The organism is Rhodococcus globerulus NBRC 14531, from assembly GCF_001894805.1.
Taxonomy (GTDB): domain Bacteria; phylum Actinomycetota; class Actinomycetes; order Mycobacteriales; family Mycobacteriaceae; genus Rhodococcus_F; species Rhodococcus_F globerula.
The window spans coordinates 59,195-82,504 of record NZ_BCWX01000001.1 but is presented as its reverse complement, the minus strand read 5'-3'; the positions used below and the strand labels follow the sequence as shown (position 1 = coordinate 82,504).

Genomic DNA, 23,310 nt, shown 5'->3' with positions numbered 1-23,310 from the left:
TCGAAAACAGGTTTCACCGCAGAAAAGTGCCCGCGACCTGCACTGCAGGAGCGGAGCTGTCTGCCCCAGCGATAAAAACCACAAACGCCAGATCTCCCTTGATTCCGACAAACCATCCATGCGCGGGACCGCCGTCAACTTCGGCTGTTCCGGTCTTGCCCAACAGTCCGTCGATGTCAGCGAGAGTCGTCGCGGTTCCACCGGTGACGGTCTCACGCATCATGGTCCGCAACTGTTCGGTCACCACCGCGGGAGTGGGCGCCGCGGTCTGATCGGCAACCCCTGGCTGCCCTTTCACGAGCATCGGGGTCGGCGTTTCACCGTGTGCGATCGACGCCGCGACCAACGCCATCCCGAACGGCGTGGCAGTGACAGTTCCCTGCCCGATCGCCGATTCGACGCGTTCGGCCGGAGTGTTCGCGTCCGGTACGTTTCCGGTCACCGTCGTCAGGCCGGGAGTGACGTAGTCGACGCCTAATCCGAATTGCAGTCCCGCATTGTGCAGTGCGTCCGCAGGCAGACCGACGGCTAGGCGCGCCATCGTCGTGTTGCACGAATGCGCGAATGCGGTGTGCAGGGGCACCGAGCCGAGATCGAATTCGTCGTCGTTGGGGATCTGTCGTCCCTCGACGTTCTCGGTGCCAGGACACGGCAGAATTGTGTCGGGGGTCGCCACCCCGGCTTGCAGCGCCGCCGACGTTGTCACGGTTTTGAATGTCGAACCGGGCGGATACAGACCTGTGAGCGCGATCGGCCCCTGAGCATCGGCGGCCGAGTTCTGGGCCACGGCCAGAACAGCGCCGGACGACGGTTGCAGCGCCACGATCACCGCAGGCTGTGTCACCCCGGCGAGTGCGTTCTCCGCGCCCAGTTGAAGGTTGCGGTCGATTGTTGTCGCGATATTCGGCGCAACCGGGCCGTCCTGTCCGGCGATAGTGGTCGCCGACCCGTTCTCCTTCACCATCTGCACCGCCCAGCCGGCGGATTTGTCCTGCCCTTCCCGCCACAGGTCGCTCAGTCCGGTGAAGGTCGGCGAGGTCAAAGCCTTGTCGACGGACAGCAACCGGGCCTGTGGCGCAAGCGTCACTCCGGGCAGGGAAGCCAACCGATCTTCAATGGGCGCAAGATCTTCCGCACGAAGCGTGATGGCAGTGATCGGTTTTCCGGCAGCCGCGGCGAGGTCACTGCGTAACGAATCCGCCGTGATTGTCGGGGCAATCGGGGAGATGAGCGCCGCCACGGCAGCGGCATCAACTGTGGGCTCGAGATTGACCAGTGTCACCACCTGTTGCTCCATGACGGGCTGCCCGGCCGAATCGAGAACCGACGGCGGTGCACCGGTAGTGGGTGTGTACCGCAGGGTGGTCGACGCCCTCAGATCCGGTGCGAGCAATGCCGGATCCCACTCGATCAACCACTGATCACCACTGGCCGATGCGTTCCCGTGTGTCGAGTACGTCCAGTCCTGGCCTTCTCCGAAGTTCCAGGCCGCATCGAGAGTGAAGGTGCCGGCGTCATCGCCGGATTGTTCGGCTTCGGAAACCGTGAACGTTCCCTCGTCCTTCCCCAGTCCGTCAATCATGGCGGTGATCGCGGTGGAAGCCGCCGCGGGATCGGTAGTCAGGTTTGCCGCCGCCGACACATCGTCGTCGGTGAGAGCAGTCGCGAACTGCTCAGCCACTGATCGCGGCTGGTCAGGGCCACTACTGCACGCGACGATACTACTCGCGGCGGCTACTCCGATCACCGTGAACACGGTGATTTTTCGGATCAACGGGTGGCGAATATCAACTCTCGATGGGCGCACCTTCTCGATCATGCCCGAAATTGTGGCGAACGCCGGAATATCGGTGTAATCATGTAATCAGAGCAATAAATGCTCCCGACGACTTTCAGGAGAACGTCATGAAGAACTCACACGGCCCCGGCGAGCGCGGATTCGGACGCCCCGGAGGTTGGCAACAAGCATCGGTTCCCGACGCGGGTGATGCAGGCGACTGGTTTGCCGGCAGACTCCCCGACACCTGGTTCACAGGCCCGGCCGACGTCCAGGTGGACCGCGAGGAGATCGTTGTCATCGGGGAACTACCACCCGTCGAGGGCGGGTCTGCGGCAGCGGAAGGTCGTATCTCACGCTTCCGTGAAACCACGCGCGCCGATCGCATGCGCATCGCCGACGAGGCCGAGGCCCGATACGGCCGGAAGGTGGCATGGGGTGTGAAACTGGACGAAAAGACGGTCCTGTTCACACATCTCGCGGTGCCGGTGATGACGCGATTGCGTCAACCCGAGCGCAAGGTACTCGACACGTTGGTGGATGCGGGTGTTGCCAGGTCGCGGGCCGACGCACTCAAGTGGACTGTCCGCCTGGCCGGTCAGCACAGCGAACAGTGGCTCGCGGAACTGCGGGACGCGATGAAGAAGGTCGACGATCTGCGGACGGAGGGACCGAAGATCTGACGATGCACATCACACGTTAATTCGATTGCCTACGTCAACGGTCATCGAGTAGCGTCGACGTCGAATCATCCCCGACGAACAGGAAACGGGCCGTTGCTCATCTAGAGGTTCATTACGCGAAGGCATCCACACCCATCAGTTGCGGCTGAGCCGGGTGGTCCCCGCACCCTCTGGAGTTCACATGACCCACTCTCATTCCTCTCTGTCTCTGTCCGACCTCACGTTCACCTGGCCCGACGGCGAGCCTGTCTTCTCCGGTCTGAGCTTTGTGTTCCCCAGCGGCCGAATCGGTCTGGTGGGATTGAACGGATCCGGGAAGTCCACGCTGTTGCGCCTGATCGCCGGTCGATTGACACCCGATGCCGGTTCCGTCCACGCTTCCGGCGAGATCGGCTATCTGCGCCAGGACATCACCCTCGACCCGAATGTTCGAGTCGACGACATCCTGGATATCGGTGATCTACGTATTGCCTTGCACCGCATAGAATCCGGCGAGGGCACAGAGAAAGACTTCGCTGTGGCCGAAGGCAACTGGGACATCGAGGAACGCGCGATTTCGACGCTGCACCGCCTTGGACTCGAACGCGTTGTGCCCGACATCGAAGCCTTGGGACGCACCGTCGGCACGCTGTCCGGTGGCGAGACGGTACTCCTCGGCCTCACCGCGACCCTGCTGAAAAATCCGCAGGTACTGCTACTGGACGAGCCGACCAACAATCTGGACCGGATGGCACGCGCCCGGGTTCACGCCGCTGTCCAACAATTCCCCGGCACCGTCGTGGTGGTGAGCCACGACCGGGAGTTGTTGAACAGCATGGAATCCACCGTGGAACTGCGTCGCGGCAATCTTCGGACATTCGGCGGCAACTACTCGCTGTACCAGGAGGCGACAACGGCGGAACAGGAAAACGCATTGGCTGCGGTTCGCGACGCCAAAACCGATCTGGCAAAGCAGAACCGCGAATTGATCGAGGCGCGAACCAAACTGGATCGGCGCAAGCGATACGGCCAGAAGATTCAAGACGAGAAGCGGCTACCGCCGATCCTGGCGCAGACCCGCAAGCGAAAAGCCGAAGTTTCAGCGGGAAAACTGTCGGTCAACCATATCGGCAAGGTCGACGACGCGAAGTCCGCTCTTGCCGATGCGGAGAAGCTGCTTCGCGACGATCGCGAAATACGATTGGATCTTCCTGATACACAGGTACATCCGGGCCAGCAGGTAGTGACGCTCGAGGATGTCGTGCTGCGCAGCGGCCAGATTGTGTCGCTGCATGTCACCGGTCCCGAACGGATCGCGATTGTGGGGCCCAACGGAATTGGGAAGACAACCCTTCTCGACGCCCTGGTGGAGAAAAAGCCATTTGTTCCCTGCCGCGCACTGCGTCAGCGGTTAGACGTGTTCGACGAAAATCTGTCGATTGCGGACAACGTTGCACTGGCGGCGCCACACGCAACCAGCGAGGAAATTCGTGGCCAACTGGCTCGATTCCTTTTTCGTGGAACAGATTCCGACGTGACAGCCTCCGCCCTGTCCGGCGGCGAACGTCTCCGGGCAGCGCTGGCGACCATCCTCCTCGCGCAGCCCGCACCCAAACTCCTGATCCTGGACGAGCCGACCAACAATCTGGATCTCCCCAGCCTTGCCCATCTCACGCAAGCGCTTCACGATTTCCGGGGTGCACTCGTTGTTGTCAGTCACGATCTGCCGTTTCTGCGGGAGATCAACATCACCCGATGGATCAGGATGGACGAGAACGGAATTCAGGAAATCGATCCCGAATGGCAATGACGCCATTCACACGTCCATAATGGATCGGTGATGCAGGACGCGAGAAACCCCGTTGACGGTACCCGGATCGCGTATCAGGTTGTGGGGACGGGCATCCCCCTGCTGATGGTTCACGGCAGTGCTCTGTCACATTCGATCTGGCGCGGCTTCGGTTATGTCAAAGCCCTGCAGGATCGGTACCGGATGATCCTGGTCGACATGCGCGGGCACGGTCGCAGCGAGAAGCCGCACACGCCCGATTCGTACGCGATGGATCTGGTGGTCGGCGATCTCCTCGAGATCCTCGACACCGAGTCGCCGTTCGAACCCGCCCACGTCCTGGGGTATTCGTTCGGTGGGCGCGCCACACTGTCGTTGGCAATCGAGCACTCCGAACGGGTGCGGTCGTTGACCGTCGGCGGTGGGAGCAGCCGACCCATGACCGGCGCGTTCGACGCACTGTTCTTCCCAGGCTGCGTCGACGCCCTCGAGCAGGGTGGGATCGAGGGCTTTCTCGACGGATGGGGCGCTAGGCGGGGCAGGCCGGTTGATCCGCAGACCGCGGCAGCGTTTCGTCGGAACGATCCGCTCGCCCTGGCCGCGTACATGCGACGGTCCGACGTCGAACCAGGTATCGACGACACCGTGCTTCGCGAGATGATCACTCCGACATTGATGTTCGTCGGGTCCAAAGACCGGGAGCGGCGGCCCGATACCGAGCACGCCGCATCCCTGATCCCGGATTGTTCGTTGACTGTCATCGACGGCACCGACCACGCCAGCGCCGTCGTGGCGTCTGACGCCGTTCTAGCGTCGTTGATTCCGTTTCTGCGCCGGCACTAGCCGAGCAGTCCCTTTGCGATGTGCGTTACCTGGATTTCGTTGCTGCCGGCGTAGATCATGAGCGACTTCGCGTCGCGAGCCAACTGCTCGACGCGATACTCGGCCATGTAGCCGTTTCCGCCGAACAACTGGACGGCCTCCATGGCAACTTCGGTTGCCGCGCGCGAGGAGTACAGCTTCATCGCCGACGCCTCCGCCAGGGTCACCTTGTCGCCTGCTGCGGTTCGCTCGATCGCGTTGAAGACCATGTTCTGCACATTGATTCGAGCCACTTCCATCTCGGCGAGCTTGAGTTGGATGAGCTGGAACTGTCCGATTTCGCGGCCCCACAGTTTGCGGGACTTCGCGTAGTCGATGCAGAGCCGGTGGCATTCGTTGATGATTCCGAGGGACAGGGATGCGATGCCGATGCGTTCGGCGGCAAAGCTTTCCTTGGCACTGGACTTTCCGTCGGATTTTCCGCTGTCCTCTGTTTCGCCGAGCAGGCGGTCCTTGGTGATGCGGACGTTGTCGAAGAACAGCTCGCCGGTGGGTGAGGAGTTCATGCCCATCTTCTTGAAGGGCGGGCTCTGGGTGAACCCTTCCATGCCCTTGTCGAGGATGAACGCGAGCACCTTGCGGTCACGACGGTCGACGGAGGCGTCACCTTCGTCGAGTTTGGCGTAGACGATGGTGACGTCGGCGTACGGTCCGTTGGTGATGAACGTCTTGTTGCCGTTGAGGATGTAGTCGTCGCCATCGCGGCGAACGTAGGATTTCATGCCGCCGAAAGCGTCGGATCCCGAGTCGGGTTCGGTGATCGCCCAGGCGCCGACGGTCTCGAAGGTGACCAGTCCGGGCAGCCAACGTTCCTTCTGAGCGAGGGTGCCGCGGCTGCGGATCGTTCCGGCCGCGAGCCCGAGGCTGACGCCAAGCGACGCGACCAGGCCGAGGCTTACGCCGGCCAGTTCACTGTTGAGCACGACGCCCATGCTCCCGGCCCCGCTGAAGGCGCTGCCCTTCTCACCGTCACCGACTGGTGCGTCGCCACGCTCACGGGCAAATGATTTCTCGAGGCCCTCGCGTGCCATGTCGGCCAAACCGAAGGTCGCGTACAGCTTGCGGATGATGTCGAAGGGCGGGAGCGCTCCGCTTTCGAGTTCGTCGACGTGAGGCCGTACCTCCTTGTCGATAAAGCCCCGCAAGGCGTCGCGGAACATCAGGTCGGTGTCGGACCACTCGTACATGTGCGTGCACTCCACTCGCTGAACGGTTGGCTGCCGGAAAAGCAGCCTCACTCCGAATATAGAACACGTTCCAATTGGTGGGGTAGAACTGAGTGGATGAAACTCAGCCGATCAGTCCCATCCGCTGCGATAGCCACTCCAATTCCTGCTTCATAGCGGCCGACCACACGACAAAACTGTGGGCTCCGGGCAGTTCCAGATACTTGACGTTCATTCCCGCTGCCTTGGCCGCGTCGTAGATCTTCTGCTGCCCGGACTTGAAGTCGTTGTCGTCGGTTCCGACCACCACGATGCCGGCAGAATCGGGGAACTTCCGGTTCGCCATGATGTCCATCGGATTGACCTTCTCGAACGCGGCCTCGTTGCCGCCGAAGATCTGATCGACTGTCCTTTGCCGATCACCGAGCGATGGCTCGACCTGCCCGGAGAAGTCCAGGAACGTCGGGTAGATTTCCGGGAAATTGGTCGCCATCTGGAGCGAGCATGTCCCGCCGTACGAGAGTCCGCCGATGGCCCAGGCTTTGGGATCGGTATCGACCTGGAATGCCGAGGTCACTGCCGCGGGCAGATCCTTGGCGAGATACGTCGCCACATTTCCTGCCGGCGAGTCGGTGCACAAAGGATTGGCGAACTGCGTCCCGGTGGCGTCCGTCATCACGACGATCGGCGACAGCCCGGAATGCTCGCGGGCAAAGGAATCCATTGTGGCGGTGATCTTCCCGCCTTGCAGCCAGTCCTGCGGGCTTCCGGGTTGCCCGGCCATCAGAACCAGAACGGGAAGCAGCGGACGAGGATTCGTGAAGTACGACGGTGGCAGATACACCTCGGCGTCGCGCGCACTGAATCCCGAAATCGTGCCGGGGACAGGCAGAGTCGTCACCCGGCCACGATTCGGCATGTCTTCCGGGGCTTTCCAGACCGAATCCGTGGGATCACCGCTGATAACAGGATCGGTCGGACCGGGTACGTCCGCGAGCTCGATCCGGTCGAAATCGTCGTGGCCCAACACAATTCCCACGGTCGGATATGCGGAGAATTCGAGGTTGATCTGTACCGCGGCCGTAAGCACCATCAGCAGCGCTGCCACCACGGACAGCACTGCGCTAGCGATACTGCCCCCGGCTTTGATGCGCGGGCCGAGAAGCAACAGCCCGTACACGGCAAAACCGATCCACACGTAGATCGACATCGCAATCGGATCAGGGAAAGGCACGATCACCTTCTCCACCAGAATCCATGCCGCCACCATGATCACCAGCGCGGCAACACCGCACACCGGGATCGCGTAGCGGTAGAACCACCGAGGCTTCCCGCTGAGCAACCACACTCCGCCGAGTACGCCCAGAATCGTCAGGACCACAGGCACGGGTCCAGAGATCACACTCGTCCGGTAGAGCCAGTCCACGTGTCGCCTCTCGTAATGCCGCTACGCCTGTCCGTCGAAAGCCTAGAGCCGTAATCGAGGGTTCGCCACGATCGAGGGGTTCTCGGGTACGGCTAGTACCCTGAAGCAGGTGACTTTCATCAAGATCTGTGGCCTCCGCGACGCCGATACCGTCGATCTCGCCGTCCGGCTCGGCGTCGACGCCATTGGTTTTGTCTTTGCCGAGAGCGTCCGCAAAGTCGACACCGAGCTTGCGGCCGACCTCATTGCCCGAGTTCCCGACACCATCAGAGCTGTCGGCGTGTTTCTCGGTAACCCGCTCGAACAAATCCTCGAGATCGCCAAGTCCACCCGGCTGAAGTATGTCCAGGTCCATGATCTCGAGGCACCCGAGCAGGTGAAGCAACTACACGACGCGGGTCTCACGGTGATTCGTGCCGTCGTCTCCGGCCGGGTTCGCGACGGCTACAGCCTCGACCTGGGCGAGGACGAACTCCTCATCGACGGAGCCGATGCCGGTTCCGGGGTGGCCTGGGATTGGGCGCAGCAGCAGTCCAGGCCCGCCGGCCAGTGGATTCTGGCCGGCGGTCTCGGCCCCGACAACGTCCGTGCCGCGCTGGACGCCACTGGAGCCTGGGGAGTCGACGTGTCCAGTGGCGTCGAGTCCTCGCGCGGGGTCAAAGACCACGCGTTGATCGAGAGATTCGTAGCAGCCGCGCGGGCCTAGATCGGAGCTGCCGATCTGTCGGCCGCAGCCCACGCCCCGAGCACGGTCCGCACTCCGGTTACCAACGGAAGTGGCTGATCGATCATCACATGGTGGCCGGCCTCGGGAATCTCCGCGACGATGGATTCCGGTCCCAACAGGATTCGGATGTCGGCCATCAGTTCCTCGGAGACAATTCCGTTCTCCGCTCGGAAATATGCTGTGCGGCAACGTGGACGGTGATCGGTGACGTTGCCCGTACCCTCGCGCACAAACACTCTCGGATCGAACTTCCACGACCAACCACCGTCGACGGCTTCCATCGAGGTCTCGGCAACGTGGTCTCGGATGCACGGCAATCCGGTGTCTTGTGCCGGAACAAAGCGGAAGCGCGCCTTCGCGTCCTCACGAGTCGGATAAACCTTCTTCGGACCGAAGGCGTTTTCTTTTCGGCTGGCTTCTTCTTCCGGGGTCAATGCCCGCACCGGCGAATCGATGATGACGACACCACCGAGTTCGTCGCCGTGGAGGTCCGCGGCCACGAACGAGATGATCCCGCCCATGCTGTGCCCCACCAGGATCGGCTTTCCCTCGATCCCGCCGGCTCGCGCGGCCTCGACAATCTCGCGCGCCCACATCGCCAGTCCGTAACTCTCCCGGGTGCCGCTGTCTCCGTGCCCGGTCAGGTCGAGTGCGACAACTCGGCGATCGGCAGCCAGCTGCGGGCCGATGTGATCCCACCACCGACTGTGGGCGGCGCCGCCGTGAACCAGCACGATTCCCGGCCCGACGGGCCCCCAGGCGCGGAATCGTACGGCTACACCCTCGACATCAACCGAGCCTGTTTCCGCGGGCGTCGACAACGCCTTCGTGAACCACTCCGGCGCCTGCTGCGCCTCTTCGACGCTCGTGTTGCTCATTTCCTGAACATAACCCACCCGTCTCGATCCCTTCGGAGCCCTTCCCCTGTAACCACACCATCACCTATATTGAATCCGGTCTCAAGTTCAATTGTTCAACCGAGAGGGACACATGCCGAACCGCCAAGTACGCCTCGCCGCCCGACCGACGGGACTCCCCGACGCTTCCACCTGGGAATACGTCGACGCCGACATCCCCGTTGCCGGGCCGGGCGAGTTTGTCGTCGAGGTCGAATACCTCTCGCTCGACCCAGCTATGCGTGGTTGGCTCAACGACGTCAAGTCGTATGTTCCGCCGGTGAAACTCGGTTCCGTCATGCGCGCTCACGGCGTCGGCCACGTCACGCAAACTCAGCATCCCGAGTTCAAGGTCGGAGATGTTGTCGCCGGAGCTTTCGGCGCAGCCGAGTACGGACTCTCCGACGGTACCGACGTCACGCGGGTCGACGAATCGATCGCACCCATGCCCACCTGGCTCGGCGCACTCGGATTCCCTGGCGTGACAGCCTATTTCGGCCTCCTCGAGGTCGGAAAGCTGAAAGACGGCGACACCGTGGTCGTTTCCGGCGCCGCTGGTGCCGTCGGCAGTCTCGTCGGCCAGATAGCAAAGATCCACGGCTGCAAGGTGATCGGCATCGCCGGTGGCCCCGAGAAGTGCGCCTGGCTCACCGACGAACTCGGATTCGACGTCTCGATCGACTACAAGAACGAATCCGTCTACAAGGCCCTACGCGCTGCGGCGCCCGACGGAATCGACGTGTACTTCGACAACGTCGGCGGTGAAATCCTCGACGCCGCACTCTCCCGCCTGCGTCTGGGCGCTCGCGTTGTCATCTGCGGCGCCATTGCCGGCTACAACGCCACCGAGCCGCAGCCGGGCCCGTCGCACTATCTGTCGCTTCTCGTAAACCGGGCAACCATGGCCGGATTCGTGGTTTTCGATTATCTCGATCGGTACTCCGAAGCCCAGGAACAGATCGGGAAGTGGATCAAGAGCGGTCAGTTGACGGCTCGCGAACACATCGTCGACGGTGGCATCGATGCGTTTGGTGACAGCCTCAATCTCCTCTTCGCAGGGGCTAACACGGGAAAGCTGGTTCTGCGGGTGTAGCCGAATCCTCCCCCAGGCGCGGCGGCGCGGTGCGGTAGGTGGCCGGAGTGGCGCTGAGCCGAATCGGATTGGCCACCTGCCGGATCGGTGCCGCACGGCGCGGATCATCGATAGTGGCAACCGGATCGAGGTTCAGGCGTTCGGCCAGCGCCATCGCGTCGGCAATGTTGTTGAGTGGACCGCACGGAACACCGCGCGCCGTCAATCTCTCGAACCAGTAGTCGGCGGTGTGAGACGCCAACGCGAGTGTCAACGCGTCGAACAGTTCCTCGCGATGCGCAACCCGCTCACGGTTGGTCATAAAACGTGCGTCGGTCGCCAGTGAAGGCCTTCCCAGAACGTCTACCAGAGAAGCGAATTGACGATCGTTTCCCACCGCCAAGACGAGCTGCCGATCAGCCGTGTCGAACAGTGCGTAGGGCGCGATACTGGGGTGACGGTTACCCATCGCCTGCGGAACCACCCCGGCAGCGACGTAGCCGGACGACTGATTGACCAGTGCCGACAGCAAGGAGGACAACAGATTGACCTCGACGTGTTGACCTTCACCCGTCCGGTCCCGATGACGCAGCGCGGCAAGGATTCCGACACTGGCATGCAGTCCGGTGATGACGTCCACCACCGCAACACCGACCTTGGTAGGCGAGCGCGGGTCCGGCCCGGTGATGCTCATCAACCCGCCGACGGCCTGAATCAACAAATCGTATCCCGGTAGTGAGTTGTTTCCACCGAATCCGCTGATCGAGCAGTACACGATCGACGGATTCATCTCTCGCGCAGCGTCGTAACCCAATCCGAGCCGGTCCATGGTCCCGGGAAGGAAGTTCTGCACCACAACATCCGCCGTGCGCACCAGGTCCTGTGCAACTTCCAGGTCCTGAGCGTCGCGCAAGTCCAAGGTTACCGACTTCTTGTTGCGGTTCACGGAGAGAAAGTAACTCGACTCCTCACCCACCCACGGTGGACCCCAACTGCGGGTGTCGTCACCAACACCGGGACGCTCGATCTTGATCACCTCGGCGCCGAGATCCGCCAGGATCATGGTGGCGTACGGTCCGGCGAGTACCCGGCCGAAGTCGGCGATCACCAGTCCGTCCAGTGCGCCAGGCGTTGTCACCGGAATGCTTCCTCACCCGTCAGTGCCCGGCCGATCACCAACTGGTGAACCTCGGAGGTGCCTTCGTACGTGAGCACGGATTCGAGATTGTTGGCGTGACGGATGACCGGATACTCCAAGGTGATGCCGTTGGCGCCCAGGATCGTTCGGCACTGTCGGGCAATCTTGATGGCTTCACGCACGTTGTTCAGTTTGCCGGTACTGACCTGCTCGGGACGTACTGTGCCGGCATCCTTGAGGCGTCCGAGATGAATCGCGAGCAACTGCCCCTTACCCAATTCGACTGCCATGTCGGCGATCTTGGCCTGCGTGAGCTGGTAAGCCGCCAGTGACTTGTCGAAAACCTGTCGATCGCGGGCGTAGGCAATTGCAGTTTCGAGGCAGTCGCGGGCAGCGCCCATCGCGCCGAAGATGATGCCGAACCTGGCCTCGTTGAGGCACCCGAGCGGCCCGGACAGTCCGCGGGCCTTGGGCAGCATCGCAGACGCGGGCAGTCGTACATCCTCGAGCACGAGTTCGGAGGTAACGGACGCACGCAGCGACATCTTGTTCTTGATTTCGGGGGCCGAGAACCCGGGAGTGTTTGTCGGAACTACAAATCCGCGCACACCGTCCTCGGTTCGCGCCCAGACCACGGCGACGTCAGCGACGGATCCGTTGGTGATCCACATCTTGGTGCCGTTCAGAATCCAGTCGTCACCGTCGCGCTTGGCGTTGGTGCGCATACCGCCGGGATTGGAACCGAAGTCGGGTTCCGTGAGACCGAAGCAGCCGAGGGCCGTGCCCGCCGCCATCCGCGGAAGCCACTCTTCCTTTTGCTCTTCGCTGCCATTGTGGTGAATCGCGAACATCGCCAGCGAACCCTGAACGGAAACCAGACTGCGGATACCTGAATCGACGGCTTCGAGTTCTTGGCACGCCAGACCGTAGGCGGTTGCACTCGTTCCGGCGCAGCCATATCCCTCGAGGTGCATTCCCAGCACACCCAACGATCCGAGTTCCTGAGCCAACTCGCGCACCGGCAGTGCCGCGTCCTCGAACCACTGACCGATGTTCGGGCGGATACGGCTGTCGACCATCGCGCGCACCGTGTCGCGGATCGCGATTTCCTCGGCGTCGAGCAGCGTGTCGATGGAAAACAGTTCGGACAGGGACTGCGGCGTGTTCACGTTGCCTCCAAGGATGTACGTACGGGATTCATCAGGTATGCGAGAACGATTGTGCAATCGTTTGCATCACCTAGAGTAGGGACCGACCTAGCATTACGTCAATCCCCGAAATGAGTCTCAGGAGCCCCCGAGTTGATGTCGCCGGACCCGTCGACCCGCAGCAGCGGACGCCCACCGACGCTGCGTGAGATCGCAGACAAGGCGGGCGTCCACATCTCGACGGCATCGCGCGTCCTGCGCCAACCCGAACCCGTCGACGGCTGGTCGGACTCGGCTCAGCGTGTGCGCCAGGTCGCCGAAGAACTCGGCTACCAGCCAAATCTGTGGGCAGCAAGTCTACGAACGCGCAAGACCACAACGATCGGTGTGGTCATGCCGAGACTCACCGATGGCGTCGTCGCCACCATGTTCGGCGGCATCGAGGAAGCCGCGACTGCGGCCGGTTATTCGGTTCTGCTGTCCAGCCCACCCGACGATCTCGATGCCCAGCGCAAAGCCGTCGAGTTCCTGATCAGCCGTCAGGTCGACGGCCTCATGCTCAGCAGCATCCACCTGCCCGGCACCGATTTTGTCAGTTCGCTCCCCATCCGTTCGCTCCCGGTTCTGCTCCTCAACCGCCACATCGACGTCGGGCTCCCCTATGTCAGCGGCGACGACCGCCGCGGTGGGTACCTCGCGGGCAGACACCTGCTGGACTGCGGCTATCGCGACCTCGGCGTGATCGCGGGGCCGGATCACGCCAGCACCTCGCGCGAACGCGTCGCCGGATTCCGCGACGCACTCGCCGAAGCAGGCCTGGAATTACCGCCGCACCGGATCGTTGCCTCCGATTTCGAAGTGGAGGGCGGCGTTCGAGCAGCAACACAACTGCTGAGCACCCCGACGCGTCCCGACGCCATCTTCACCGTCAGCGACACCATCGCCATCGGCGTTCTCGGTGTTGCCCGCGATCTGGGACTGAGTATTCCGGACGACCTTGCGCTGGTGGGCTACAACGACATTCCCGTGGTCTCGCAACTTCCGGTTCCACTGACTACGGTTCGCTCACCCGCCCGCAAGATCGGCGCAACCGGGGTGCAGAATCTGCTCGCCCTCATGGCAGGACGGAGCGTCGAATCTGTAAAGCTGCCGGTCGAACTGATCGTGCGGGCATCGACGCGCTACCAGACTTCGGATTCCTCGATCCCCAACTGACGGGCGTAGCGCGAGTTGAGATCGTCCCAGCCGTACTCGCGCGCCTTCGCTCCCACGATCGGACCGAACGGCGAACCGGCAAGCAGCCCGTCGAGAACGTCGAAACACAGGTGCCACCCCGCCGCCAACGCGGACGCCATTCCTTCGGCGCGCGAACGCTGCGTCAGAACCACCCTGGTTCCGCCCTCGACCGGAGTGAGCTCCCAGATCAATTCGTCCGGGCCCCATTCGTGTTCGAGTCGACGAGCTTCGTCGACCACGCGGACGGACGCCGGAAACGACATCTCCGGATCGCCTTCCTCAGACAGCATGGCGATGACCACTTCGCCGACGCTGCCCAAGTTGCGATCAGCCGTGTACGGAGTCCACTGGGCCAACATTTCCGGATCGGTCACCGCCGCCCACACCTGATCCACGGGATAAGGCAACGTTCTCGGGAAGGTGACAACCGTGTCGTCGCCGTCGACGGTTACCGTCACGTCGGACAGGGCACTGGGCTGATATTGCTGGGCACTCATTGTTCGATCTCACCAGGTGCCACCGACTGGAGCAACCGGCGTCAGCGTGGCCTGATTCCGAAGAGCCCGAATGCCGCCGCGACAGTCTGTTCGACCACGGGAAACTTGGTCACCCCGAGGTCGTGTTTGGCGCCGTCGAACTCCACCAACGTCGTTGCTGCGGGGATCAAGTCAAGTGCCGACTGCATCTCGTCCGTCGTCGCGAATTCGTCCTTCGAACCGTGGACCACCACCGTGGGGGTGGTCAGTGCCGGAAGGTGCTCGGTGCGCAGTTTCTCCGGCTTCTTCGGCGGATGCAATGGGTAGGACAGCAAGATCAGCCCATCCACCAAACCAGGGTTCTCGGCCGCCGCCATCGAGGACTGGCGTCCACCGTACGAATGTCCACCGAGAAGTAGAGGTCCATCGCTCGGGTAGTCCTTACGCAGTGTCGCAACAACATCAGCGATTCCCGATCGGTCTTCGGCGGCACGGGACGGGTGCGGTGGCCCCTTCGGGCGGCGCACCCGGTAGGCAAGATCGAATCGCAAAACCTGCACTCCGGCTTCGGCAAAACCATCGGCAACAGCGCGAAGGAGCACCGTGTCGCAGTTGCTTCCGGCGCCGTGTGTCAGAGCCACGGTCGCGATCGGGTCCGTATCCGGCCGATGCAGGAATCCTTGCAGCTCACCGCGGTCGACGGTCTCGAAGGTGGTCATGGTCGCATCCTTGTCCGGCCCGCGCGGGCCTGCTCGACTGCCGCCGTCATCGTCCCCTCGTACGCGGGCCCGTGCCCCGGGAAAATGACACCGGCCGGGGTTTCCGCAATGGCGTCCAACGCCTCGTCCGTTGCTTCCCGGTGGTGATTGAACGGGCACACCAGGAACTGCGGCCCCGTCTGCCGGGACGTGGCATGGCCAGTCACCAGAGCGTCACCCGAAGCAACGACGCCGGCACCGGGAATCAGGTACGCACTGTGTCCATCGGTATGCCCATGCGTGGGAATCGGCACGATACGGCCGGGAACATCCAAGGCGCTACCCTCCGCAAAAGCCTGTGCCTGAGGCAGTTTCGCTCCCTTCAGCGCGCCGGCGCCGATCACGTCGAACAGCCACTTCGGCGCGCCCCGGCGCCACAGCAGTAACGGAACTTTGACCGGCCCGAGTTGCTGCAGGTATTCGCGTCGCGCATGCGGTACTTCCAACGGGTCCATCAATACTGGTAGGTCGTGGCGGGTCAGTATGTCCGCGATCCCGCCGATGTGATCGATATGGGCGTGAGTGACAAGCACGGCGCGCACATCGCCGATGCTGTGACCGATCTGCTCGATCGACCGTTCAACGTCACCGCCGTTGGCGGGATACCCACCGTCAATCAGAGTGAGATCGGAGCCTTCCTCGACGAGAACCCAATTTGCGTGCCCACATTGAACGAGGTGTGTGTTGTCGACCCGCGTGATCGACAATGCCTTGGTACTCATGATTGACAGTCTGCGGCATTGAGCCCCGGAAACTCAGCCGACGAGCTTGTTCACCAGTACAGCGATTGTCTGCGGAGACAGGTTCAGGCCCGTGAGCAGATAGTTGTACACAGTGCCGTAATCAGCTTCGAGTTGCGCAAATCCAGCCTCGAGATAGCTCGCATCGACGTGCAGAATCGGAGAGTAGATCGCTGCCATTTCCGGCCCACTCGCCGCCGCAGCACCCGCAAGTTGACGATCAATCGATAGGCGCGAGTACTCGTTGGTCAGTAGGTAGTCCGCCATGATCGTGTCCCACGGCACTCCTACCATGGACTGCAAAAGTGCCGAAGTCCATCCGGTGCGGTCCTTTCCGGAGGTGCAATGAACGATCTGGGCACCGGACGTATCTGCGAGAGAATTGAATAGCGTCGCGAAACTCGCTCGCACCGCCGCGTCCGTTACAAAAGATCGGTTGAGATCTTGCATGAAGGCCACCGCGTCCGCTGGGCTCTTCAGTTTGCCCGATATACCGCCCAAATTGCCGGACAACGTGGGCAACCAGGTGTAAGTCGCCTTGGCGGGCAGACGATCTTCCTTGCCAACAATCTCCGGTTCGGTCCGAAGGTCGTACACCGCCGTGATTCCGAGCCCGTCGAGAGCAGCGAGGTCGGCATCGTTTGGCAGCAAGGCATTCGAACGGTAGAACACGCCGCGATTCATCTGGACTCCACCGACGCCCCGATATCCGGCACCGTCCCCCGCGACATCCCGAAAATTGTCGACGGACGCCAATCGGGGTGTCGGCGCCACAAGCTCCTGACTCGACCCCAGAGCGGACGAGCCGAATCCCAGCGCCCCCGTCGGATCAGCAACAGCGACAGTTGATCCCGCAAAAACCAGGGCTCCAGCAACTGCGAGCGTGACTGCCAAACGATTTTTGCGAACTGTGGTGCTTACTGACAAGCCTGTCATCAAAGTTTCCCTTCGAGCATCGTCATTGCACGGACATCAGTGACGGTATCTCAATTCTTGAATTCGTAAATGCAATATCAATTAAGAAGAACGTTATTCTTGAACATTGGTTGGTAGTGTGCGCCACGTGCCGGAATCGTGGAACAGCGCCAGTGATCGCACAGTTCGGGGCCTCGCCGAAGCAGGTCTGGTCGCAGCAGCATTCGCACTGCCTGCAGCCGTAAAACGCCGCATCACCGGACCGCCGGTGCACAGAGACGGGCACACTCTCGACGCCGACGCGCACATGTTGTTGACTCTCGCCAAGGCACGCCCACGGCCCGCACTGTCGTCGGAGCCACATGTACTTTCCGCCGCGCGCGCCGAATTGACGCGAACGGCGATGTTGATGGCCGGCCGACCGGCGTCGGCGCACACGGAAGACATCTCCGTACAAGGCGCCGACGGCCCACTTCGCGCTCGCCTCTACGTGCCCACCCACGAGTCCGGGGCACTGCTGGTGTTCTTCCACGGCGGCGGCTGGGTTCAGGGTGATCTCGAATCACATGACGCACCGTGCCGACTGTTGGCTGAAACCTCAGGGGCCAGAATCGTCGCTGTCGAATATCGACTTGCACCCGAATTCCCTTTCCCCACACCGGTACACGACGCCTATGCGTCGTATCTTGATATTGTTTCTCGGGCAGCCGAGTTCGCCGTCGACCCTGCTCGCATTGCGGTGGGTGGCGACAGCGCGGGTGGACACCTGTCGGCTGTTGTTTCACTCCGCGCCCGCGATGACGGATATCCGTCACCGGCAGCCCAGTTGCTGATCTATCCGGCCACCGACTTTCACGAGAGAAGGCCGTCCCGAACGACGTTCGGCGAAGGATTCTTTCTGACCGAGGCAAATATGAACTTCTACGAGCGCAGTTTCCTCGGCGAGAACTCGGATCGGCTGGACCCGTGGGTGTCTCCATTGCGTGCCCAAAGCCACAACGATCTTCCACCGGCAATTGTGGTGACAGCTGGATTCGATCCACTGCGCGACGAAGGTGAAGCATACGCACAGCTGCTGCGCGACAACGGAGTTCGCGTTGTCGCGCGGCGCTATCCCGGATTCATCCACGGGTTCGTGAATGTTCTCGGCCCCAGTGCCCGATCGCGTGCGGCGGTTGTCGAAATAGGCGGAATGCTCCGAGCACTGTTGAGCTAGAGCACCTATGCCGTATTGAGCGCAATCGCGGCGTGAATGAGGGCCGTGAAGGCTTTCTCGTCGATGGTGTCGCCTTCGTTGAAGTCGATAGCGCGCCTGGTGTTGCCTTCGAGGCTGGAGTTGAACATTCCCGTCGGGTCATCCAATGCGGCCCCCTTGAAGAACGTCACCTTCACAGCCTTCTTGTACGTCTCACCGGTGCAGAGAATGCCGTCGTGTTCCCACACCGGAACTCCACGCCATTTCCACTCCTCGACCACATCGGGGTCGGCTTCCTTGACCAAAGTCCGGATCCGAGCGAGCATCTCCCCTCGCCAGTCACCGAGTTCCTCGATCCTCGCGTCGATCAATTCCGAGGGGGTACCCCCTGCTGCGTCCTTCTTCATGGTCGGTCACCCTCTCCACGATCGACTCGCTCCAAGTCACTCGAGTATGCCCGATCGTCTTTGCACCGTGCGGCAAATATGTTGCGTGTGCCCGCATCCAGAATTTCGTGATGAATAATGCAGCGATGGCACCACTCGGAACGCGAGTAGCAACTACCCTGTCGGCGAAAACGCGAAGCGGGTTGTTGGTCCGGTCCGCACTCATGGGAGTCGCCACCGTCGGCGTAGTCATCTCCGCGGTCCTCTCACTCGGCGGTGACAACCGTGAAGCCGGCACCGCATCAGGATCACTCACCGCTACGAATGGTGGAACCCACAACAGCGCCGAAGCCATCGTCGGGACGTTCCCGCCGGCCCTTGCCGAGGCGAGCATCTGCTCGCCGGGCTCGCTCAACTCGACCGGCGACTTGTACCTACTCTGCACGGTCGACTCCGGGTCAGCTCTCGCCCAGAGCGTCTCAACCGACTACAACATCGCATTCATCACCTGGGTGAACCAGACCGAAGCTGGTAAAACACTCGTCGACTGGCGCGAGAACGAGCGGCCCGAACTCATCACCGAGAACCGCTCGCGTACCGCAGCCGCCCGCATCGAGTATCGAGACGCCGTCAGCACCACGGAGTACGCCAACTCCGACAGCGGGCTCCACATCACCTCGAGCGCCGTTTTTCCGAATGCGGTAACCGCCAAGGCATTCCTCGAACGCGCCGGACTGATCTGAGAATGCGCAAATTCCTGGTTGTCACGTTCATTGTCGCGGTGAGCGTGTTCGCAGTGGCAGCGATGTACCTTTCCGTGCGCGGCGATAGCGTCTCGTTCACTCCTGCGGTGGCGTCCGTAGTCGACCATGCGGAATGCACTACGCCCGATATCTCCGTGCCGCTCAGCGGGCTCGCTCAGATGGATTCACAATTCCCGCCAACAACCGAACCCGGCTATCCGCCATCGGATTTCGAACCGGTAGCGCTCATCCGGTGCGAACGCGGGGAAAACGCCGCCGGTGGGTTGACTATCGACGCGGTTCGCCTTGAAGGCGACGTATCTGCAGTAGCCGAAGCATTCCGAACCGACTCGCACCGGTTCCGCGACAACATCTCTGCTGACTGCGCGATACGGGAAATCGTCCCCGTCGGCCTGTGGTTCGTCGACGCGTCGGGTAACGCATTTCGTCCAGCTTGGCCGTCAGCGCCGTGCGGATTCCAGGACGCACCTCTCGAAACGCTGGACACCTTGCATGAGGTCAGCCGTCAGCAGCACCCGATCGACGCCATATCGGCGGACGAACCGGGAATCTGCACAACGTCGATCGGATCGTTGTTCGATCTCACCACCCCCGACGACGTCGAGCGATCAGTGCGTTCCGAGAACACCGGATACTCACCTCTCGACAGTCCGTTGGCCACACCCGTCGACGACGTCGGCCGACTGCAGGTATGCCGCTACAACCTGGGCCGGGAATCCCCGCATATCCGCCTGACCTTGACAGACAGTGCCGAGCTGATGCATGCCGCGGCCGCAGCACCCATCGCCCCACCGTGCGATCTGATCGCGCAACAGGTGGCGTCGATCGATCTCCGTCGAGCTGACGGCTCCGGGGGAACCCAAGTTCTTGCCGAACTCGACGGTTGCCAACGCATCAGATTCGGCGGATACCGCCAGATACCCACATCGATCACCGAACTGCTGTCGCGATGATGCCATTGAGAAAGCCATTGCATCACTGTGTATTTCGAGCCAAATAGTTGGTGAACGCGGAATATAGAGTCGCACGACGGCAGCTACCCCGGGTAGCTTCGTACTCCATGTACATCCGCCGCGAATGCCCGTCCGACCGTGACGCCGTCTACTCACTTCTCGACGCTGCATTTGCGGATCAGGCACCGCCGGGCGAAACGCCGTACGAAATCGAACTGACGCGCCAACTCTTTGCGTCCGACGAGTACCTGCCGAAGTTGTCCCTGGTGGCCGAGGCAGACGGCGAGATTCTCGGCTTCGTCATCGGAACCCGGGGATGGGTCGGCGAGGTGGAGGCTGTGGGCCTAGGCCCGCTGGCAGTGACACCCGAAAACCAACGGTCCGGCGTCGGCTCTGCGTTGATGCACGCGGTCATCGGCGCAGCGGACGCTCTGGACGTGCCGTTGCTCGCGCTACTGGGCAGCACTGAGTACTACCCACGGTTCGGGTTTGTGACCAGCACGAAGGTGGGCGTCGAATCACCGGAAGCCGAATGGGGTGCCCATTTCCAGATTCGCACCCTGTCTGCGCACACCCCAGATCAGGTGGGCACGTTCAAATACGCGGCACCGTTCGATATGCCCTGACCGTCAGTCGAACAGTGTCGGTGACACGCCCTCGTCGGAAGCACCTTCGGCGGGAGCGATCTTCTTGCCGCCACCCTTACGCACGACAGTCAGACTGGTCGTCCGTAACGACAGCCTGTGCCCGTCACCATGTTCGAGCAACGCCATACCCTGCCGGACTTCGACTACCGTCCACGGACCCGCATGGTCGGCCGCCTGTACGAGGTCACCGGACTCCACCTCAGTTGCCATGACCACTCCTTAGTTCCTCGTGTCCTGCACGTTCTCCTTCACATTATCGACGTGACCATGTAGCGGCAGACGCGCAGGGTAGGGCTTCGCCCCGTGCGCCTTTTTGGTAGCGCCGACTACCAGAAAGGCGCACAGGGCCGAAGGCCCAAAACCACCCCGAACGAACCTGCAACAAGTTACAGTTTTTCGACGGACCACCGAAGGAGAAGCCTGTGCGCTACGGAGTCAGCTTGTTCACCAGCGACCGCGGCATTCGCCCTGCTGATGCGGCCGTTGCCGCCGAAGCTGCCGGGTTCGACGCCTTCTACGTTCCCGAGCACACGCACATCCCGGCATCACGGGCGTCGGACCATCCGGGGACCAAATCCGCGGAACTTCCGGACGACCGCTACATGCGCACCCTCGACCCCTGGGTTGCGCTCGGCACTGCAGCATCGGTCACCAGCACCATCCGCCTGGGCACGTCGGTGGCACTCCCCCTCGAACATGATCCGATTACTCTGGCAAAAACCATCGCCTCGCTGGATCACCTGTCCGATGGACGTGTTGTCTTCGGTGTCGGATTCGGCTGGAATGCAGAGGAACTCGCCGATCACGGGGTACCCCCGAACAAACGTCGTACGGCTCTGCGCGAATACCTCGAAGCAATGGGTGAACTCTGGTCGAAGGACGAGGCATCCTACGAGGGCCAGTTCGTGAAGTACGGGGCCAGTTGGGCATGGCCCAAGCCCGTACAGAAACCGCGTCCACCCATCCTCCTCGGCGCCGGTGCGAGCGAAAAGACCTTCAAGTGGATCGCACAGTCCGCCGACGGCTGGATCACGACGCCGATCCAGCAAGAGATCGAGGAAAACGTAGAGCTGTTTCGCAAGATCTGGTCCGAAGCCGGTCGAGTCGGCGAACCTGAAATCACTGTCCTCGCCGGAAAGCCCGAGGCGGACAAGCTCGCTCACTGGGAGAGCATCGGAGTTACCGAGGCAATGTTCGGCACGCCGGACGCCGCTCCCACCGACGTTGTGGAATACATCAAGAGATTGGCCGCCAAGCTAGGACGGTGAACCCCGTCACATCACCTTGATCTCAAGCGCGCTCGAGGTTTTACCGTCAATACAGCACAGGCCACGTGCATCGGCGGAATTACCCGAGTAGCGGAAGGTGAACTCTCACGTGACGACGGAACTAGTTGGACCGCATACCGATTCGATACCGGAACCGTCGATTCGTAAGTCTTTTGTCGATGCCTTCCGTCGACATCCTGCGGGCGTCGCCATTATCACTGCCGCCGGCGAAGACGGCCCGGTCGGGATTACGTCGTCGTCGGTGATGTCGATCAGTGCCGACCCCGCTGTACTCGCGTTCTCACTACAATCCCTGCGAGGATCTGCTGCAGCGATCGCGGCCGCGTCCAGTTTCCTTGTTCACCTTGCGCATTCCGACAATGTAGAGCTGGCAGAAACATTTGCCACGCGTGGCGCCGTCCGATTCGGCGCGGACATGGACTGGTCGTTCCTGTCGACCGGTGAACCGTTCCTACACGGAACGGCGCATGCTCTCCGCGCGGTCCCACTCGGCGCCACCGCTTGTGGTTCGGCGCTCATCGTCACGGCAGAAGTTGTCGAGGTCATCGCGCCGACGCGTGCTCTCTCCCCACTCGTCTACCACAACCGGGCGTACCACCATCTCACCCCAGCGACTCATCACCGATCGAAAGGCACACCACAATGACCGAATACGTCTTGCCCCAGCTCGATTACGATTACGCAGCCCTCGAACCTCACATCTCAGGCGAGATCATGGAGCTGCACCACAGCAAGCATCACGCGACCTACGTCGCCGGCGCAAACAGTGCAATCGAGCAGTTGGCCGCCGCACGAGAAGACGGCACGATCGCAGCCAAGGCTCCGCAACTCAGTAAGAACCTCGCCTTCCACCTCGGCGGCCACACCAATCACTCGATCTTCTGGAAGAACCTCTCCCCCAACGGTGGTGAGCGACCTGAAGGAGAACTGGCTGCTGCCATCGACGAACATTTCGGGTCATTCGACGCGTTCGTGACGCACTTCTCCGCGGTCGCAACCACTTTGCAGGGCTCCGGCTGGGCCGTACTGGCCTACGACACGATCGGTCAGCGTCTGATCATCGAGCAGCTCACAGATCAGCAGGGAAACATCAGCATCGGCATTGTCCCGCTCCTGATGCTCGACATGTGGGAGCACGCCTTCTATCTTCAGTACAAGAACGTCAAGGCCGACTACGTGAAGGCATACTGGAATGTCATCAACTGGGACGACGTGGCGCAGCGCTACGCCGACGCCACGTCGGTCCTGGGTTCCGGAAAGTAACCCCC

Annotated in this window: 25 protein-coding genes; 13 read left to right on the top strand and 12 right to left on the bottom strand. The window is 61.9% G+C overall.

Features of this window, described 5'->3' with window-relative positions; all coding sequences use genetic code 11:
* Nucleotides 1–13: 13 nt before the first annotated feature.
* Nucleotides 14–1,819: a penicillin-binding transpeptidase domain-containing protein gene (locus RG2_RS00425; RefSeq protein WP_033231733.1), complete on the bottom strand. Its 1,806-nt coding sequence runs from the start codon at nt 1,817–1,819 to the stop codon at nt 14–16.
* An 86-nt stretch (nt 1,820–1,905) separates the two neighbouring features.
* Between RG2_RS00425 and abmR the strand changes: the two genes are divergently transcribed.
* From abmR to RG2_RS00410, 3 genes are all read left to right on the top strand, one after another.
* Nucleotides 1,906–2,460, top strand: coding sequence for an ATP-binding transcription factor AbmR (gene abmR / locus RG2_RS00420; protein ID WP_033231734.1), 555 nt, complete (start codon nt 1,906–1,908; stop codon nt 2,458–2,460).
* 181 nt (nt 2,461–2,641) lie between these two features.
* Entirely contained in the window at nt 2,642–4,249 is a 1,608-nt protein-coding gene (locus RG2_RS00415; RefSeq protein WP_033231735.1) for an ABC-F family ATP-binding cassette domain-containing protein, read from the top strand.
* 30 nt (nt 4,250–4,279) lie between these two features.
* Nucleotides 4,280–5,071 carry an alpha/beta fold hydrolase gene (locus RG2_RS00410; protein ID WP_033231736.1) on the top strand — a complete coding sequence of 264 codons (792 nt, stop codon included), beginning with the start codon at nt 4,280–4,282 and terminating at the stop codon, nt 5,069–5,071.
* On the opposite strand, the gene RG2_RS00405 is transcribed toward RG2_RS00410, so the two are convergent.
* Nucleotides 5,068–6,297: an acyl-CoA dehydrogenase family protein gene (locus RG2_RS00405; RefSeq protein WP_033231737.1), complete on the bottom strand. Its 1,230-nt coding sequence runs from the start codon at nt 6,295–6,297 to the stop codon at nt 5,068–5,070. The genes RG2_RS00410 and RG2_RS00405 overlap by 4 nt on opposite strands.
* Before the next feature lie 103 nt (nt 6,298–6,400).
* Nucleotides 6,401–7,702, bottom strand: coding sequence for an alpha/beta hydrolase (locus RG2_RS00400; protein ID WP_033231738.1), 1,302 nt, complete (start codon nt 7,700–7,702; stop codon nt 6,401–6,403).
* A gap of 109 nt (nt 7,703–7,811) precedes the next feature.
* Here RG2_RS00400 and RG2_RS00395 point away from each other — a divergent pair, with 109 nt between their 5' ends.
* Nucleotides 7,812–8,408 carry a phosphoribosylanthranilate isomerase gene (locus tag RG2_RS00395; RefSeq protein WP_033231739.1) on the top strand — a complete coding sequence of 199 codons (597 nt, stop codon included), beginning with the start codon at nt 7,812–7,814 and terminating at the stop codon, nt 8,406–8,408.
* Here the strand turns inward: RG2_RS00395 and RG2_RS00390 are convergent.
* Nucleotides 8,405–9,307 (bottom strand): alpha/beta fold hydrolase, encoded by a 903-nt coding sequence (locus RG2_RS00390; RefSeq protein WP_033231740.1) that lies wholly within the window; start codon nt 9,305–9,307, stop codon nt 8,405–8,407. The genes RG2_RS00395 and RG2_RS00390 overlap by 4 nt on opposite strands.
* A gap of 112 nt (nt 9,308–9,419) precedes the next feature.
* Here RG2_RS00390 and RG2_RS00385 point away from each other — a divergent pair, with 112 nt between their 5' ends.
* Entirely contained in the window at nt 9,420–10,418 is a 999-nt protein-coding gene (locus tag RG2_RS00385) for an NADP-dependent oxidoreductase (RefSeq protein WP_033231741.1), read from the top strand.
* On the opposite strand, the gene RG2_RS00380 is transcribed toward RG2_RS00385, so the two are convergent.
* Together RG2_RS00380 and RG2_RS00375 are read right to left on the bottom strand one after the other, a co-directional pair.
* Nucleotides 10,387–11,535, bottom strand: coding sequence for a CaiB/BaiF CoA transferase family protein (locus RG2_RS00380; RefSeq protein WP_033231742.1), 1,149 nt, complete (start codon nt 11,533–11,535; stop codon nt 10,387–10,389). The two genes, RG2_RS00385 and RG2_RS00380, sit on opposite strands and share 32 nt — an antisense overlap.
* Nucleotides 11,532–12,704 (bottom strand): acyl-CoA dehydrogenase family protein, encoded by a 1,173-nt coding sequence (locus RG2_RS00375; RefSeq protein ID WP_033231743.1) that lies wholly within the window; start codon nt 12,702–12,704, stop codon nt 11,532–11,534. The genes RG2_RS00380 and RG2_RS00375 overlap by 4 nt, the downstream gene beginning before the upstream one ends.
* A gap of 135 nt (nt 12,705–12,839) precedes the next feature.
* Between RG2_RS00375 and RG2_RS00370 the strand changes: the two genes are divergently transcribed.
* Nucleotides 12,840–13,898 carry a LacI family DNA-binding transcriptional regulator gene (locus RG2_RS00370; RefSeq protein ID WP_033231744.1) on the top strand — a complete coding sequence of 353 codons (1,059 nt, stop codon included), beginning with the start codon at nt 12,840–12,842 and terminating at the stop codon, nt 13,896–13,898.
* On the opposite strand, the gene RG2_RS00365 is transcribed toward RG2_RS00370, so the two are convergent.
* The 4 genes from RG2_RS00365 to RG2_RS00350 are packed head-to-tail and all read right to left on the bottom strand — an operon-like array spanning nt 13,865 to nt 16,829.
* A complete protein-coding gene (locus RG2_RS00365; protein ID WP_033231745.1) occupies nt 13,865–14,416 on the bottom strand; it encodes an SRPBCC family protein in 552 nt (183 codons plus the stop codon). The two genes, RG2_RS00370 and RG2_RS00365, sit on opposite strands and share 34 nt — an antisense overlap.
* Nucleotides 14,417–14,457: 41 nt before the next feature.
* Nucleotides 14,458–15,114, bottom strand: a complete 657-nt coding sequence (locus RG2_RS00360; protein WP_033231746.1) for an alpha/beta hydrolase family protein — start codon at nt 15,112–15,114, stop codon at nt 14,458–14,460.
* Entirely contained in the window at nt 15,111–15,875 is a 765-nt protein-coding gene (locus RG2_RS00355; protein ID WP_033231747.1) for an MBL fold metallo-hydrolase, read from the bottom strand. Before RG2_RS00355 ends, RG2_RS00360 begins: the two co-directional genes overlap by 4 nt.
* Nucleotides 15,876–15,908: 33 nt before the next feature.
* Nucleotides 15,909–16,829 (bottom strand): tyrosine-protein phosphatase, encoded by a 921-nt coding sequence (locus tag RG2_RS00350; RefSeq protein ID WP_051730286.1) that lies wholly within the window; start codon nt 16,827–16,829, stop codon nt 15,909–15,911.
* A gap of 127 nt (nt 16,830–16,956) precedes the next feature.
* Here RG2_RS00350 and RG2_RS00345 point away from each other — a divergent pair, with 127 nt between their 5' ends.
* Nucleotides 16,957–18,024 (top strand): alpha/beta hydrolase, encoded by a 1,068-nt coding sequence (locus RG2_RS00345; protein WP_033231748.1) that lies wholly within the window; start codon nt 16,957–16,959, stop codon nt 18,022–18,024.
* Nucleotides 18,025–18,029: 5 nt separating this feature from the next.
* On the opposite strand, the gene RG2_RS00340 is transcribed toward RG2_RS00345, so the two are convergent.
* The gene (locus RG2_RS00340) at nt 18,030–18,410 is read right to left on the bottom strand and encodes a DUF1801 domain-containing protein (protein WP_033231749.1); all 381 of its coding nucleotides are present in this window, start codon (nt 18,408–18,410) and stop codon (nt 18,030–18,032) included.
* 110 nt (nt 18,411–18,520) lie between these two features.
* Here RG2_RS00340 and RG2_RS00335 point away from each other — a divergent pair, with 110 nt between their 5' ends.
* The 3 genes from RG2_RS00335 to RG2_RS00325 all read left to right on the top strand — a co-directional run bounded on the left by RG2_RS00335 (nt 18,521) and on the right by RG2_RS00325 (nt 20,732).
* Nucleotides 18,521–19,132 carry a hypothetical protein gene (locus RG2_RS00335; RefSeq protein WP_133637935.1) on the top strand — a complete coding sequence of 204 codons (612 nt, stop codon included), beginning with the start codon at nt 18,521–18,523 and terminating at the stop codon, nt 19,130–19,132.
* A 2-nt stretch (nt 19,133–19,134) separates the two neighbouring features.
* The gene (locus RG2_RS00330; RefSeq protein ID WP_033231751.1) at nt 19,135–20,106 is read left to right on the top strand and encodes a hypothetical protein; all 972 of its coding nucleotides are present in this window, start codon (nt 19,135–19,137) and stop codon (nt 20,104–20,106) included.
* A 107-nt stretch (nt 20,107–20,213) separates the two neighbouring features.
* Nucleotides 20,214–20,732, top strand: coding sequence for a GNAT family N-acetyltransferase (locus RG2_RS00325; RefSeq protein WP_033231752.1), 519 nt, complete (start codon nt 20,214–20,216; stop codon nt 20,730–20,732).
* A gap of 3 nt (nt 20,733–20,735) precedes the next feature.
* Here RG2_RS00325 and RG2_RS00320 read toward each other — a convergent pair whose 3' ends face one another.
* Nucleotides 20,736–20,963, bottom strand: coding sequence for a hypothetical protein (locus RG2_RS00320; protein WP_033231855.1), 228 nt, complete (start codon nt 20,961–20,963; stop codon nt 20,736–20,738).
* Nucleotides 20,964–21,175: 212 nt separating this feature from the next.
* Between RG2_RS00320 and RG2_RS00315 the strand changes: the two genes are divergently transcribed.
* The 3 genes from RG2_RS00315 (at nt 21,176) to RG2_RS00305 (ending at nt 23,305) form a co-directional block, all read left to right on the top strand.
* Nucleotides 21,176–22,021 (top strand): LLM class F420-dependent oxidoreductase, encoded by an 846-nt coding sequence (locus RG2_RS00315; protein WP_033231753.1) that lies wholly within the window; start codon nt 21,176–21,178, stop codon nt 22,019–22,021.
* A gap of 109 nt (nt 22,022–22,130) precedes the next feature.
* Nucleotides 22,131–22,688, top strand: coding sequence for a flavin reductase family protein (locus RG2_RS00310; RefSeq protein ID WP_051730287.1), 558 nt, complete (start codon nt 22,131–22,133; stop codon nt 22,686–22,688).
* Entirely contained in the window at nt 22,685–23,305 is a 621-nt protein-coding gene (locus tag RG2_RS00305; protein ID WP_033231754.1) for a superoxide dismutase, read from the top strand. The genes RG2_RS00310 and RG2_RS00305 overlap by 4 nt, the downstream gene beginning before the upstream one ends.
* The last annotated feature ends 5 nt before the right edge of the window (nt 23,306–23,310 follow it).

Bases quoted from the DNA above. Each gene is read 5' to 3' on its own strand.
- RG2_RS00415 (WP_033231735.1), top strand. From the start codon at position 2,642: ATGACCCACTCTCATTCCTCTCTGTCTCTGTCCGACCTCACGTTCACC.
- RG2_RS00360 (WP_033231746.1), bottom strand. From the start codon at position 15,114: ATGACCACCTTCGAGACCGTCGACCGCGGTGAGCTGCAAGGATTCCTG.
- RG2_RS00320 (WP_033231855.1), bottom strand. From the start codon at position 20,963: ATGGCAACTGAGGTGGAGTCCGGTGACCTCGTACAGGCGGCCGACCAT.
- RG2_RS00305 (WP_033231754.1), top strand. From the start codon at position 22,685: ATGACCGAATACGTCTTGCCCCAGCTCGATTACGATTACGCAGCCCTC.
- RG2_RS00370 (WP_033231744.1), top strand. From the start codon at position 12,840: ATGTCGCCGGACCCGTCGACCCGCAGCAGCGGACGCCCACCGACGCTG.
- RG2_RS00340 (WP_033231749.1), bottom strand. From the start codon at position 18,410: ATGAAGAAGGACGCAGCAGGGGGTACCCCCTCGGAATTGATCGACGCG.
- RG2_RS00350 (WP_051730286.1), bottom strand. From the start codon at position 16,829: ATGACAGGCTTGTCAGTAAGCACCACAGTTCGCAAAAATCGTTTGGCA.
- RG2_RS00390 (WP_033231740.1), bottom strand. From the start codon at position 9,307: ATGAGCAACACGAGCGTCGAAGAGGCGCAGCAGGCGCCGGAGTGGTTC.
- RG2_RS00355 (WP_033231747.1), bottom strand. From the start codon at position 15,875: ATGAGTACCAAGGCATTGTCGATCACGCGGGTCGACAACACACACCTC.
- RG2_RS00365 (WP_033231745.1), bottom strand. From the start codon at position 14,416: ATGAGTGCCCAGCAATATCAGCCCAGTGCCCTGTCCGACGTGACGGTA.
- abmR (WP_033231734.1), top strand. From the start codon at position 1,906: ATGAAGAACTCACACGGCCCCGGCGAGCGCGGATTCGGACGCCCCGGA.
- RG2_RS00385 (WP_033231741.1), top strand. From the start codon at position 9,420: ATGCCGAACCGCCAAGTACGCCTCGCCGCCCGACCGACGGGACTCCCC.
- RG2_RS00410 (WP_033231736.1), top strand. From the start codon at position 4,280: ATGCAGGACGCGAGAAACCCCGTTGACGGTACCCGGATCGCGTATCAG.
- RG2_RS00405 (WP_033231737.1), bottom strand. From the start codon at position 6,297: ATGTACGAGTGGTCCGACACCGACCTGATGTTCCGCGACGCCTTGCGG.
- RG2_RS00425 (WP_033231733.1), bottom strand. From the start codon at position 1,819: ATGATCGAGAAGGTGCGCCCATCGAGAGTTGATATTCGCCACCCGTTG.
- RG2_RS00325 (WP_033231752.1), top strand. From the start codon at position 20,214: ATGTACATCCGCCGCGAATGCCCGTCCGACCGTGACGCCGTCTACTCA.
- RG2_RS00330 (WP_033231751.1), top strand. From the start codon at position 19,135: ATGCGCAAATTCCTGGTTGTCACGTTCATTGTCGCGGTGAGCGTGTTC.
- RG2_RS00335 (WP_133637935.1), top strand. From the start codon at position 18,521: ATGAATAATGCAGCGATGGCACCACTCGGAACGCGAGTAGCAACTACC.